Annotated in this window: 10 protein-coding genes; 1 reads left to right on the forward strand and 9 read right to left on the reverse strand. The window is 69.5% G+C overall.

The annotated features are described in order from the left end of the window. The first annotated feature begins 314 nt into the window (after positions 1-314). Positions 315-839, forward strand: coding sequence for a hypothetical protein (locus BLU79_RS42955; RefSeq protein ID WP_093911485.1), 525 nt, complete (start codon positions 315-317; stop codon positions 837-839). Positions 840-1,515: 676 nt separating this feature from the next. On the opposite strand, the gene BLU79_RS48515 is transcribed toward BLU79_RS42955, so the two are convergent. The 9 genes from BLU79_RS48515 to cas3 all read right to left on the reverse strand — a co-directional run bounded on the left by BLU79_RS48515 (position 1,516) and on the right by cas3 (position 13,071). Continuing rightward, positions 1,516-1,683, reverse strand: a complete 168-nt coding sequence (locus tag BLU79_RS48515; RefSeq protein WP_218137840.1) for a hypothetical protein — start codon at positions 1,681-1,683, stop codon at positions 1,516-1,518. 320 nt (positions 1,684-2,003) lie between these two features. Then, positions 2,004-2,873 (reverse strand): AAA family ATPase, encoded by an 870-nt coding sequence (locus tag BLU79_RS42965; RefSeq protein ID WP_093911486.1) that lies wholly within the window; start codon positions 2,871-2,873, stop codon positions 2,004-2,006. Beyond that, a complete protein-coding gene (locus tag BLU79_RS42970; RefSeq protein ID WP_093911487.1) occupies positions 2,870-4,462 on the reverse strand; it encodes a Mu transposase C-terminal domain-containing protein in 1,593 nt (530 codons plus the stop codon). Before BLU79_RS42970 ends, BLU79_RS42965 begins: the two co-directional genes overlap by 4 nt. A gap of 54 nt (positions 4,463-4,516) precedes the next feature. Next, entirely contained in the window at positions 4,517-5,236 is a 720-nt protein-coding gene (cas6e, locus tag BLU79_RS42975) for a type I-E CRISPR-associated protein Cas6/Cse3/CasE (RefSeq protein WP_093911488.1), read from the reverse strand. Then, on the reverse strand, positions 5,233-6,024 hold the full coding sequence (gene cas5e, locus BLU79_RS42980) for a type I-E CRISPR-associated protein Cas5/CasD (RefSeq protein WP_093911489.1): 792 nt from the start codon (positions 6,022-6,024) through the stop codon (positions 5,233-5,235). The genes cas6e and cas5e overlap by 4 nt, the downstream gene beginning before the upstream one ends. Further along, positions 6,021-7,238 (reverse strand): type I-E CRISPR-associated protein Cas7/Cse4/CasC, encoded by a 1,218-nt coding sequence (gene cas7e / locus BLU79_RS42985; protein WP_093911490.1) that lies wholly within the window; start codon positions 7,236-7,238, stop codon positions 6,021-6,023. The genes cas5e and cas7e overlap by 4 nt, the downstream gene beginning before the upstream one ends. Position 7,239: 1 nt before the next feature. Further along, positions 7,240-7,905 (reverse strand): type I-E CRISPR-associated protein Cse2/CasB, encoded by a 666-nt coding sequence (locus BLU79_RS42990; RefSeq protein WP_093911491.1) that lies wholly within the window; start codon positions 7,903-7,905, stop codon positions 7,240-7,242. Positions 7,906-7,968: 63 nt separating this feature from the next. Further along, positions 7,969-9,561, reverse strand: coding sequence for a type I-E CRISPR-associated protein Cse1/CasA (gene casA, locus BLU79_RS42995; RefSeq protein WP_256333687.1), 1,593 nt, complete (start codon positions 9,559-9,561; stop codon positions 7,969-7,971). Between the two features lie 666 nt (positions 9,562-10,227). Further along, complete coding sequence (gene cas3, locus BLU79_RS43000) at positions 10,228-13,071, reverse strand: CRISPR-associated helicase Cas3' (protein WP_256333688.1); 2,844 nt, start codon at positions 13,069-13,071, stop codon at positions 10,228-10,230. Positions 13,072-13,539: the final 468 nt, after the last annotated feature.

Consider the following 13,539-nt stretch of genomic DNA (forward strand, 5'->3'; position numbering starts at 1 on the left):
CCATACCAACACCCTGCCCTGGTCGGCCGTTCACAGATCCGGTGCACGAATCAGTGGGCTGGCTTCCCGCGGCCCCGGCGCGCACAGGCAGCCTCATTAGGCCCGTCAGGAGAGCGTGCTGACCTGGTGGATCGCCTTCGCGTATCGCATCCTTGGTCGGTAGCGGGGTCGAGTCCTTGCCACCGCCGCGGCCTACAGCGGCCCCGCCCACCACAAGAAGGGCACCAAACCCCGGCGCACCGAGGAGCGGCAAACTGGACGGCCTGGGCCATGTGCGGCGGGCACGAGGCCGAAGAAGTTCACGGGGTACGTCGGTGGATCTCAGCTCAGCGATCATCGCGGTGGCAGGCGTCGCAGGAACCCTCGGAGGGGCGCTACTCACCCAGCGCGGCTCCGAACGAGCAAAGCGCCGGGAGATAGAGCTCGTTCGAGAACATGAGGAGATCCGCGAGAACCGATCACTGCGACGCACCTGCTATGTGGAACTCAACCGAGATGCCCGGCAGTTCACCACCGCACTCAACCGCCACCTCCACGTCATGAGGGAACGCGGCGTACAGGACGCCGACAGCGACGCACTCGAGGAGGCGAAGAACGCGCACCGCGATCGATACTCCGAAGCACAGATGATCGCCCCCGAAGAAGTGCTCATGCGAGCGAGTGCCGTCAACCAAGCCCTGAACAAGGTCTACGGCCAGGTCAAGCGCCTCGAGCGCGGTGCCCCCGAACCAGGCGAAACCATGGAGACCGCGGCCCAGGCCCAGTACAGGGTCTGGGACATGCTCCGAACCATGAGAACCGCTATGCGCCACGACCTCGGTGTGTCGCATGAAGACTGAGAGCTGGCACTCAGCTCCGTGCGAGCTCTCTTTTCTGCCTCGACCAGCCAAGAACTGATCGGGGCAGAGGGCAAAATGCAAGCTCCCGTCAGAACCCCGTTCTCTCCGAGGTCCGCCGCGGCCCGGAAGACGTTGCACGCGGCGCGCGCCTGTGACTGTAAGTGGTCGGTTCGTGGGGTGATGTCTGTTTCCGGCTGGGGTTGGAGCAAGGCCGCTGGTGGGGGCTGCGTCGGTTATTGCTTCCTGGCGAAGTTGCCGGTGTCGGCCTCGGTGAGGATGCCGAGTTTGACCAGGCGTTTCAGCTTGGCGCGGGTGCCTTCGACGTTCTTCGGCAGCAGTTCGTAGCCGAGGGCTTCGCAGACGTACTTGGCCCGCAGGGGCCCGGTCGCATGGTTGAAGGCGGCCAGGATGCGGGGGCAGTCGGGGTGCTCGGGCAGGTCCGGGGCGGCGGCGGGAGTCGGTCGGCGAGGCCGGTGACGGTCTTGCGGGTGATCGCAAGGTGGTCCAGATGGGTCTCGGCCTCTCGTAGCCGGGTCTGCAGGTCGTCGATCTGTGCGCGGAGGTCGTCGGCCAGGGCCCGGGCGGCGTCTTCCTGGAGGTCCAGGCGCCCACTTACGAAGCAGCAGTCAGCCTGTCCTCGTTCCTGCTCTGGGCAAGATCCGTTTGAAGACGGGCCCTAGAGCCACACCAGTCCGGCATACCGTTCCCGCTCGGTGCGTACCGATTCGCGGGAGCGGATCGCTTTTTTGACGAGCGCCCGCATGTGCGCTCCGTGGACGTGCCGGGCTGCCAGACCGGCAGCCGCGGCCACAAGTAGTGGTGCCATGTCGGTCAGTGTTCCCACGTCGTCTCCATCGGCCGGTTCCCTCACCCGCCCGCAGGCGGTCTTCACCACAGAAAAGGCGGCAGCTGGTCAAAATGCTGCATTGGTGGCGGAGTTGACGACCTGCATCCAGGCCTCCAGGTCGACCGGCCCGTACGGTGTGCTGGTTGTGACGGCCTGGTCGTTGGTCGACACCTCCCGGAGGGGGATGTGCCAGCTGCTCCCCCGCGTTGAGGGCAACCAGGCGTGGGGTATCGCTGATAGCTGTCCGGTGCCGCACCGCCGGCTGCGGTGGCGGTGCGGGTGCGCCCAGACGTGGGGGGCGTGGTTGTGGGAGTGCTTCAGTCGGTGTGGCGTTGGGTGGGGTCGAGGCGGCTGAGGACAGCTCGTACGAGGTCCCGACTGTAGGGCGGAAGGGATGCGGCTGTGCCGTGTGGAGTGGGCGTGTGCGGCGCTTTTGCGGAACTGGGATCCTTCGCGTCGGTGCCACCGTGCTCGGCCCAGAGCAGGTAGGTGATTTTGGCCCACTGGCGGAAGTTGCCGTGGCAGGCGACGTCGTCGATCCACAGCAGTTCGTCTGCGGGTACGTCCGCCCACAGTGGGTGGTACTCGGGGATGACGGTGAGGACTTCGGTCGGTGTGAGGGGCTTGTAGCGTTGCCAGACGAGGATGCGGGAGTCCAGCGCCGGACGGTTCTTGATCTTCTGGTAGCAGGTTTCGGCTCCGACCAAGACGACGGCGAGGCGGGTGTCCTCGTCGTCCCAGAGTTCGCGGATGAATTCGAAGGCCCGGGTGTCGAGCCACTGTGCTTCGTCGACGACCAGGACGCGTGAGGTCTCGGACAGGGCTTCCTTGAGCATGGCTTCGCAGCGGGTGCTGTTGAGGGGGGCCTCGCCGGGCAGGTCGAGCCTCTTGTACAGTGCGGCGCGCAGGGCCTGGATTTTGGCGGAGCCGACTTTGATGCGCAGGGTGGTGTGGGGGGCGAGGTCGTCGAGGTGGCTGTTGACGGCGAAGGTCTTGCCCAGGCCGACGCCGCCGTGGACGCACATGATGGCGCCCTTGCCGGCGTCGGCGTTGAGGGTGGTGACAAGGTTGGCGTAGGTCTCTGCGCTGGCCTGGGTCAGCATGGCGCGGGCGCCGGGTAGGCCCATGTAGTGGTAGTTGGGGCCGGCGGTCGGCTGGTTTTCGGCCGTGGTGGTCGGGTGGGTCACTCGGTGTCCTGGGGTTTGGGGTCGGGCCGGGGTTTGGTCCAGCGGGCGGAGTCGGGCTGGGGCCGGTTGAGGAGGTCGGGCCGGGCCTCGGCCTGCAGGTGACCGTGACATTCCGGTGTCTGCAGTTCGCGTAGCTGGGCGGTTGCTTGGCTGGCGGTGAGCCGGTTGAGGGGCTCGGGCGCGGCGGTGACGCTGGTGGCGGCGTAGCGGGGTGTGGCGTTCTTGCGGGCTCGGCGGGCTTTGGCGGCGTAGCGGTCGGCTTCGCGTCGGCGGGCGTTGCGCAGTGCGCGGGCTTGGCGGGGGCTCATCTCGTCGCTGCGGAAGGCGGGGCCGCGGTAGGTGAGGGTGTCGGCGTCGTAGAGCTCGACGCGGTGGTAGTGGTGGGGTTCGTGGCGCAGGCGGACCATCTCGCCGGCGCTTGAGTGGCCGTGCATCCAGTCGCCGACGTAGTAGGCGCTCTTCCAGCGGACGCCCTTGCTGGTGATCTTCCGGGGTGGGCCGCCGTCGGTGAGGGTGTAGGTGTGCAGGTCGCTGGGGTCGAGGGTGTCGATGGGGGTGAGGTCGGCGTGCCAGGCCTGGGCGGGGGTGCGCCGGTGGAGGCGGGCGATGGTGTGGTCGTTGTTCCACCAGTCCACCCAGTCGAGGACGACGGTGATGAAGGTTTCGTAGTCGAGGAGGTCTTCCAGGGCCCACAGGGGCTGGCCGCGGCGGTCGCGGCGGCTTCGGGGGGTGTGGGCGTAGCCGGGCAGTCCTTTGAACAGCATGTGCTTGGCGGCGCCGTTGATGGCTTCGACGGTGCCTTTGAGGTGGGGGCTGTAGGGCGGCAGGACGATCAGTTCGGTGCCGAACTTTTTGAACGCCTCGTCCACGCACTTGCCCAGGAAGTCGCGGCCGCGGTCGGTGCGGATCTTGCGGGGGATGCCGCCGAAGGGCCGGTGGTGATCAGTGCAGAGGATGGCGTCGCGGGCGGCGGCCAGGATGGCGTCCTGGCTGGGCTGGTGGGGGGTGATGGCCAGCCCGCAGATGACGGCGGTGGTGTGGTCGATGAACCAGGTGATCCAGGGTTTGCGGCGGCGTCCGTCGACGTTGACGAAGACGCTGGCTTCGACGTGGTCGGTCTCCCAGACGTCGTTGCGGTTGCCGTGTGGGCGCAAGGCGTGCACGTCGTGTCGGCGGCGGGCGGCTTCGCCCCCTCTGAGGGCAGCACGCTGGCCGGGCGTGAGTTCCCGGTCTACAGCGCGGTAAAAGGTTGCCTGGGATACGCGGGGTGGGCTGCCGAAGATGCCGTCGGCGACGAGTTCGCGGTAGGTGGCTGCCGCGTTGCCGTTCCATCGGGCCAGGGCTTCGTGCATGGCCGGGGTGAGGGTGAAGTGGCGGCGGCCTTGGGGGGTGTAGGTGCCGTTGTGGGTGTCGGCGTTGTCCATCCAGCGGCGCACGGTGCGCCAGTGGACGGTGAAGGCGGCGGCGACGGTGCGGACATCGTGGTGAGCGAGGCGGTCTGCGTCGCGCAGGCGCAGCAGTCGGCGTACGGCGGCGGCGCGCAGGGATGTGGTGTCGTAGGGGCCGTCGGGTGGAGGTGTGGCGGGCACGGAGGGCGGGCCTTCTTGTCGTCTCCTGCAGGAGTCTTGGCGGGGCGGGAGTGGTCAGGCGGGGGCGAGGGAGAGCAGTCCGGCGCCGTAGGGCTTGCCGCGGCCGATGCCGGTGAGCAGGGCGTGGCGCAGCCGGTCGGGTTCGGTGATGGTGGCCAGGCCGTCGAAGCGGGTCAGCGCATGCTGGGCGCCGGGGGCGGGGTTGGTTTCACCGGGCTCGGTGGCGGTGTTGGGGCGCTTGCGGGGGCGGCGGAAGCGGGCGGGGGTGGTGTCGGTGGTGGTCAGGGCGAGGCCGGCCTGGTGGGCGCGGCGCTGCCACCAGGCGAGTGCGTCATCTCCGTAGAGGGCGATGACCTTCCTGCCGTTCTTGTTGTCGACGGGTTGGTGGTTGTCGAGGGCGCGGCGGACAGCGCTGGCGTTGGCGGTGATGCGGTAGCGCACCGCTCGGCCGGGGTCGAGCGCTTGGAACATGGGGTGCAGGGCGCGGGTTTCGGCGCTGCCGTAGTCCTGGGGCAGGCGGGTGAGGTCGGGCGGCTGGTGGGACTGGATGAGCAGGGTGGGCGGGGTGTCGTCGGTGGCGTCTTCCAGGCGGAAGAGCAGGCCGGCCTTTTGGCGGGGGTGTTTGCCGAGGCCGTCGGGGACCAGGAGCATCACGGTCTTGTGCAGGCGGATGGTGTCGGTCAGGTCGCGGCGGACGGTCTTGCTGCGGCGGTTGAGGCGGATCCGGGTCAGCGTCGCTGTCGTGGCGAGGGTCTCGGCGGGTGTGCTGGTCACAGGGGGGTGTCCTGGTCGATGTAGGTGGCCAGCGCGGTGATCGCGGGCGGTGGGGTGTACAGGGCGGCGCGCAGGGGTTCGGTGGTGCGCCAGACGTGGCGGGTGTCGTGGAAGCGTCGGGTGGGGGTGAAGTCGACGGGTACGTCGGCGATTTCCTGGTGGGAGGGGGCGGCGGGCACGTGATCGGGTTGTCGTTCCCAGATGAAGTCCACGGGCACGGTGGCCTGTTCGGGGTGTGGCGGGGCGGCCAGGCTGAGAGGGATGTGGTGGCGGAGTTCCCCGATGGGGTCGGGGTGCGGGCCGCGCAGGACGAGGGGTTCGTCGGGGAGGCAGGCGCGGCGGCCTAGGTAGGGGCCGAAGGCGGGTTGTTCGAGCCGCTGGATGAGGTGTTCCAGGAGTGGGTCGGGGCCCTGTACGGCGAGGGTGAAGGTGGCGTCGGCGAGGTAGACACGCTTGCTGATGAGGGTGGACTTGTTCTGGGCGCGGTAGCTGCCGGAGCTGGTGCGTAGGCCTTGTTTGTGGGGGCGGCCGCCGCCGGCGGTGTGGTAGTCGGTGTGGCGCGTGCCGGGCCGGTCGATGCGGACGGTGAACTCCATGTCCGTGTAGGGGCTTTTCCCTGTGTCCGGGTCGGATGCGAGTGCTTCCTCGCGTGGGCGCCCGTCGGCGGCGGCGAACAGGCCGATGAGGGCGGAGCGAGTGGGGAAGGGGAGCGTGTCGCGGTAGTGGAAGGCGGCGTGCTCCCCGAACGACATCAGCGGGGCGGCCAGGCGAAGCAGGATGCCGTTCATGCGGCGGCCCGTGTCGGGGAGGGCTGGGCGGCGGTCTGGGTGAGGGCGTCAGTCAGGTCGTCGAAGCCGGCGTGCACGGTGCCGAGATGGTCGACGGGCGCCTCGTGCGCGGTGGCGTAGCCGGAGCCGATCAGGCGGCGGGGGCCCAGCAGCCGGTGCAGGGCGCCGGCGTGCTGGGACAAGGCTTGGATAGCGGGGGTGATGTAGCCGCCGCCGACGGCGCTTTTGACGGGCCGTTCGAAGGCGGCAGCGAGGGAAACGGGGCGGCGGTCGCGTACTGCGTAGTGCACCAAGGAGGGGTAGGTGTGCGGGGCGGTGGCCGTCTTCTTCGCGCCGGGCATGACATCGATGAAGGCCTCGGCGAACAGCTCCAGCAGATGCAGGGCCTGGTCGTGGTCGCCGCCCAGGTTGCGGGTCAGTTCGGTGAGGTTGACGGTGGCGTAGCGGTACAGGAGGCCGGTGGTGAAGAAGCTGGTATTCAGGTGTGCGCTGCCCGTCTCGTGGGGCAGCAACCAGTCCTCCACGGCGGTGAAGTAGTCGGGTTGGTGGCCGCTTTGGTGGACGGAGAAGGCGTGCGCCATCTGCACGGCGCCGTCGACCTGGGCATCGGGGACTTCGGCGAGCATGCGGCCGAAGAGATTGATGGTGGCCGTGCGCCGGCGGATGAGGGCGGCGACGGTGGGCGTGGGCAGGACGGCCTGCGTCTTGTCCTCCTTTTCCTTCTTGCGGGTGCCCTTGGCCGCTGCTTCCGCTTCCTTTGCCTTCTCCGCCTTCTCCTTGGCGAGGGCCTCTTCCAGCTGCGGGCGGTGTTCGGCGCACAGGTCGGTGAGGTCGTCGAGCACGGTGCGCGGCAGGTAGAGGGTGACCGAGGTGATGCCTCCTTGTTTTTCCTCGGTCTTCAGTCCTTCCCGGGTGGCCGAGCGCACGACCTGGGCGCCGGCGAAGGCCGCCAGGTCCGCCGGCCAGTCGGCCTCGCGCAGGGCGTCGGCGACGCGCAGGGGCAGCATGCGGGTGCGGGCGGCGTGCTCGTCGAGGTCGTCCTCCAGCCGCGTGCGGATGGCCCGCTTCCAGGACTGCGAGGACACCATGGCGCGTACCGCGCCGCCCAGTTGCAGCGTTTTGGGCAGGTCGTCCTCTCCTCGGTTCAGCAAGGAGGCGGGCAGCGGGTGCAGGGCGTGGAGGTCGATGTAGCGGGCGGGTGCGTAGGTGGCCATGTCAATGCTCCTTGGCGGACAGGGTGTGCAAGGTGAGGAAGTAGTTCTCGCGCCAGCGGGCGGCGGTCTCCAACTGGTCGTGGTCCCACCAGGCCAGGTCCTCGAGGAGGACGGCGAAGTCGAGGCGGGCGGCGTCGCGGCTGCGGAGGTGGCTGGTCAGCGACCACAGCCGGGGGTGCAGCAGCTCGGTGTCGAGTTTGGTGAGGGTTTTGACGCGGTTGGTCATGGTGGCTTCCTTGAAGCCGTACCGGGCCACGGCGATGGCGAGGTGGGTGCCGAGATCGGGGCGGCTGCGCCAGGGCCGGGCGGCCGGGCCGGGCTGTGGCGCGGGGGCCGGGTCCTGTAGTGGTGGTGGGGCGTCCGCGGCGGCGCCGACGGCTGCGGTGGGGGTCTTGGCGGGGGTGGCCAACTCCGATTGGTAGGGGGCGTCTTCGTGGGGCAGGTCACGGTCCTGGGCGATGAGGCCGGCCACGGTGTAGTGGGCGCGGTGTGCTCCGAAGCCGGCGATGTGCCGGGTGAGGTGCTCTGGCATCCGGGGGCACTCGGCGACGGGACGTCCGAATCCTGAGTTGAGGTCGGCGCGGATGCTGTTGATCGCGCACAGGGTGATGACCTGGTGGACGAAGTCGTCGTAGTGGGCGCGGCGTTGCGTGGTGGTGAAGGACATGGGTGCGAAGGCCTTGGGTGGGTCGGTAGCGGGCGACGAAGGTGGGGGCAGAGGTTCAGGGGGTCAGTGGCCGTGGCCGCGCAGCTCGGCCACGGCCCGGGCGATGGCCTCGGCGGCGCGGAAGTGCTGGGCGATGGCCGGGCGGGTGGCGACGCGGAGCGCGTGGACGGCGTCGGCGGCGAAGGCCGTGCGTGCGGCGCGGGTTGGCTCGTCCAGAAGAGTCCAGAAGGTGGCCTCAGCGCGGGGCCAGTACAGGGTGCGGGCGCTGTGCGTCCAGGGCGGCAGGTGCCTGGGCGGCCGTCCGGCCTTGTCGCCGGACGGAGAAGTGACCTGGCTCCAGGCGCTCTTGCAGACATCGTCGAGGTGTTCGCCGATCTCCTCGGCGGCCTTGCGGCATTCGGCGATGCGCTCGGCCGCGGCCGGATCGTGTTCTTGGGTCCAGGGCCAGATCGGCGGGGTCAGGGCCGTGTACCAGGTGCGGTTGGTGGTCTTGTCGTCCTGGTCGAAGCCGTAGACCCTCACCCGCAAAGCGGCCCGCAGGTCGGCAGGTAGGTCGTTGAGTGTGGTGAAGGCGTCGGGACGCTGGGTGGTGTAGCTCCTGCGGCCTTTGCGTGCTTTTCCTTTGCGGTCGTCCTCATCGCCCGCGAGCAACAGGGCGTCCAGGTCTCGCCACAGGGCCCGGTCGGCGTCTGCGAGGCGCGGCCTGTGGCGCTTGGTGACGTGCTTTTGGGCGTGGACGTGGTGGATGAGATAGGGGTCGAGGGCGGGGAGCTTTTTCTGGGTGGCCCAGGTCAGGTAGGCGTCTGTTACGTGGTGGCCGTCGGGTGAGGGGATGAGGAGGATGGCGTGCCGGGAGCGGCCGGTCAAGAGCCGGCCCGGGGAAGACACCGGCGGTGGCGCGGCATCGGGGTCGGGGCCGTCGTCCATGTCCGGTTCGGTCAGCGGTTCCTCCCAGGGGCAGCGGTCCTGGGCATCCGGCCACAGCCGGGACGGCTTGGGCACGCCTGCCAGGAGGGTTTCGTACAGGGTGCGGCCCAGGGGGTGGAAGGAGAGTGTGGAGCGCAGCGGTCCGGCTTTGGCGTTTCCGAGGGAACGGCCGTCTACGGTGCGCACAGAGCACTGGCCGGCCGCACCGTAGTATTGGTGGGTGAGCAGGTGCCACAGGGCCTGGTCGCTGGGCACGGGCTGGGGGTCGGTGTCGGTGTGCGGGCTCAGCCAGGCCAAGTTGTTTCCCTCAGGGCGGCCGAAGACCAGTTTGTTGACGCCGGCCCGTTTCGTGCACTGTGTGGCCAGCCGTGGGTCCTGCAGGAATGGCCGCTCGGGGTGGAACAGGTCCCAGATGTAGCGGTCGAAGTAGTCGTGAACGGCGCCCGGGTCGAACCCTTGAGGGTTCCTCAGCAAGTCACGGCGGCGTTGCGCCCATTGCCGTGCGGTCATCCGTCCCGGTGCCTGCGCATCCAGGCCGCTCACCCGTGCCCCCATCACAACGAGCAGGCGCAGGACGGCGGATGCCGCCGGCGGCAGGGGCAGCGCCAGGTCCTTGATGAGATGGGCGTGCAGCAGCACATCCCGCCAGCCCAGGTATTCCTGGCGTCCGTCCAGGAACAGGACGGGAATGCAGGGCTCTTTGTCGGTCGCATAATGCGGGGCAGGCACACGGGCTCCATTGCCGGGTGTGAAGAAAGAGGGGATTTCTGGAAAGAGTTGCCTGCTGAAAATCAGGAGCCCGCCGGGAGCGCGGCGCCGCGGGTGCATGCGGCCACGAGGAGGAAGCGGGCCGCGCGGTCGTGGGCCAGGTCAGGCCACGCCTGCGGGCAGCAAGTGCCGCGCAGGAACACCAAGGGTGCGGTGCACGCAGCGCAGCAGGCGCGAGATACCGGACTCGAACGTTCGTCCGGCTTCGCAATTCCATATTAGCCACAGCCCGGCAGCCTTCAGAACCACGTCGTTTACCCTGCAATTACCGGTCAGTTTCCTTTTTTTGACGCAGAGTCATTTTCCGGATGCGGAGCGGCTCTATTCGCGGTTCCGCCCCGGCATCCCCCCTTCCTTTTCGCTGCCGCGAGTCGGATGCAACCGAACCGCTTCGAGAACACAGGGGTGCGACGCGGCACCGTCTCCAGGTGTCCGGGCCTGCCCGAGCGCCTGTCGGAGTGGGCGGAGGGGCGCAGGACTCGCGAGGTGGCGGCCCACCGGGCAGACGCCGGCTCAACAGCGCTCCCCCGGTCGTTGCACAACCGTACGCGGTCTGCGATCAGCAGCAACATCGCCGTTGCAGGGCTCAAGAATGGACGGCGGCCGGAGGCACACGGGCAAAGAGGCTCAGGCCACGGTGTGGACCAGCCCCAAGGTGGCGTCGAGGCGCAGGCTGTGCCGTCCGAAACGCACCGGCCGTGCAGGGTCTTCGGCATCCTGCGGTAGCAGAACGAGGTCGGCGAGGAGAGCGTGTGTACGCCAGGAGTCGGGGACCTGGTTGCGGCGGCTGCGGTCGGCGACCCATGCGGCGGGTACGGGCAGGGTGTGCTGGAGGATCCTGCGGATCTGCGCGGTGGTCGGCTTGCGGTGCCGGGGCAGCGGCTGGGCGCCGGCTGCGTCCAGAGTGAGGCGGCCATCTGGGGTGCGGTAGACGGGCAGGAGGCGGCGGGGCATGACGCCCAGGCGGGTGGCGGCCTGGCTGGCGTGCAGGTTCTGGCGATGCAGGTCGGACAGCGACAGGGTGTCATGGCAGGCCGGGACGGTGTGCAGCGCGCCGTGGTGTTCCTCGGTGCGCTGCCGGGCCTGGTGAAGGGTGTGGCTGCGCTTCAGGGCGGCATCGGCCTGGGCGAGGTCGCCGGCGTCGCCGTGCACGCTCTCCACCAGGCTCTGCACGTCGTCGGGCAGCGTGATCGGGCCATCAGGCCGGTGGGCGAGGTAGGCGGCGGTGGCGCGCGGCAGGAACGGGGAGTCCAGACCGCGCCAGGCGGGCGGCAGGAGGAGGTGGCCGCGGTGGTCGGTGGGCTGGAGGACACTCAGGCGGGGGCGGTCCTGCTGGCGCATCCAGTCGGGCCGCTTGATGTGGTCGAAACGCCACAGCCGGCCCAGGCGTTGCAGGAGGGTGTGCAGGGCGGCCAGGTCGCTGACCATGACATCGACGTCGATATCGAGGCTCATGTCTAGCAGACTGGTCGTGACGACCACCAGGCGCTTGGGACGCTCGCCGGTGCGGGACAGGGCGGTGCGGACGCGGCGGGTGAGGGCCTCGCCCTCGTGGCCGGGCAGGCGGGCGTGCAGCAGGAGCAGTTGGCCGCCGGGGCCGCCGTCCGGCCAGTCCAGGGCCGTGTGCAGGTGTGAGTAGGTGGCCTGGGCGTCGGCCACGGTGGCGCAGTACACGGCCGCACAGCCGCCGGATGCGGCGACGGGTGCGATCTCCTGAGTGATGTGCTCCAGGCGGGTTTCCCGGACGGGGGCGCCCTCGGGATCGGCGTAGGAGGAGTGGCGCACCGGATGAAGGCGGATGTCGGCGCGGCGGCGGTTGCGGGCGGCGTGGGCGGCGGCCGCGGCGGGGGCGATGCGGGTCAGGGAGGCGTCGGAGGCCGCGGCGTAGAGCCAGCCGGGATAGGCGGGTTGACAGTCCAGGTGGGCGGTTTCGGGGTGCGGGTGGCCGGCGCCGTCGAGGTAGCTGCGGATGAGTTCGCTGCTCACGTGCCTGGGCAGGGTCGCGGAGAGCAGCACCACGGGGCAGCCCAAGGCGCCCAGCCAGTGCAGCAGACGTACGAGCATCTGCCGCATGAACGGGGGCAGGGCGTGGACTTCGTCGATGATGACGGTCCGCCCGGAGATGGCCAGCATGCGCAGGGCGCTGAAGCGGACCGGCAGCGCGGCCATGAGGGCCTGGTCGTGGGTGGCGACGGTGAACTGGGCCAGCAGGGCCCTGTCCCAGCCGCGCAGCCAGCCGTCCGGCACCGTCACCCGCTCCTCGGGCCGCTCCCCCGCCGGTGTGTCGGTGTCGTCCTCGCAGGGCCAGAAGGCGTCGCTGGTCGACGGCTCGTGGGCGGCGAGACGGTGGTCGGTGTAGGCAGTGTTGTCGTAGCTATGGCTGTGCACCAGGGAGACCGGGGCATGTTCGGGCCGGTGGGCGGCCACGTAGGCCTCGAGGACGTCGTAGGCGGCGTTGGTGGTGGCCATGGTCGGCAGCAGCCACAGGATGCCGGCCGTGTCACCGGAGGCGTTGAAGATCCGGGCGGCTTCCAGAGCAGTGACGGTCTTGCCTCCGCCGGTGGCATCCGTGACCACCAGGATCCCGGGCCCCTTCTCCCCCACCGCGGGAGCGAGTTGCTCCATCACCGAAGCCTGCAGGTCGTTCGGGGCATCCAGGCCGCCGTGCGCGAGGGTGAAGGGTGTGTGCGGCAGGGTGACGCGAGTCAGACCGGACTGCTCGAGCAGGGCGGGGGCGTCCCGGACGGCCTTCCGGTAGTGCTCGACAGCGGCGAAGGCGGGCGCCTGCGCCTTGGGCAGCCAGTAGTGACGCTGACTGGCCAGCCGGTCCGCGATGACGCCGACCCCGGTGATCAGCACGGCCGCCGTCACCGACACATCAGCCGGCACCACGGTGGCGCCGGTCAGGTGGCGCACCAGCGCGAAGTAGCGGCGGCGCAGGTCCTGCCAGGCCGACCCGCCCAGCGTGAGGTTGACCCGGGAGGCGTTGGCCGCGCCGTCGATGTCGACCTGCAGGAACCGGCCGTGATGTCCGCCCAGGATCTGCGCCACCAGCACCCCGGGACTGTCGGAGGTGTCCGCCGGGTAGCCTGCCTCCGCCAGCAACTGCAGCACACTGTGCATCGACGCCCGCTCGTGCCGCATCCGCCGCCAGTTGCCGGTGTCCGCCCGGAGGCTGTCGCTGACCCGGGCCCAGGGATGCCTCTCCTGCTCCTGGAACGCGGACGCCTTGCCCAGATCGTGCAGGCCGGCGATGAACATCACCAAACAGCGCGCCTCCGCAGGTGTCACCTCCAGCCCGGCTGCGATCAAACGCCGCTGGCCGCGGGTCAGATACCGGTCCCAGACCTCGCCTGCGACCGCCGCGACATCCAGCAGATGAAACAGCAGCGGATACACCGCCAGCTCACCGCGGTCGAACTTCCCCCACGGCGTCAGATCGATCCCGCCGTACCGGGCATCCTCCCTCACTCCCACTAGCCGCTCCCGCCGCGCCTCAACTCCCCCTGCCGTCGGGGCTGTTAGCGCTCATCCTGCCTCATGGCGATCATGCGCTGCCGTGGGCGTCCACCGGGACCGGAGGGTGTAGCCTGCAATCCGGGTTTCCGCCGGTTTCCTCATCTTGTGAAGGTGAATCTCTGCTGGTCAACGGGCCGCTCGCGACCTTTGCTCCCCACTGACGTGGGGGTCTATCCAGGTACGTGAAGCCGCCTACCGACCGGGCAGTTCAAGCTCAACCACTACGGGCGACTGCCACCCGGCGCACGGGCCTCACCGGCACAGCCAACCGTGTAAAGTAAGCAAAAAGCAGCCAGATGATCTCCAAACCCGCAGGCCACGAAGGGCCTTCCCCACGCACGTGGGGGTCTGTCCATCAGGGCGCTCTTGGCGGTGACGGATGAGACGCCTTCCCCACGCACGTGGGGGTCTGTCCCCCGA

The organism is Streptomyces sp. cf386, from assembly GCF_900103585.1.
In the GTDB taxonomy this organism is placed as follows: domain Bacteria; phylum Actinomycetota; class Actinomycetes; order Streptomycetales; family Streptomycetaceae; genus Streptomyces.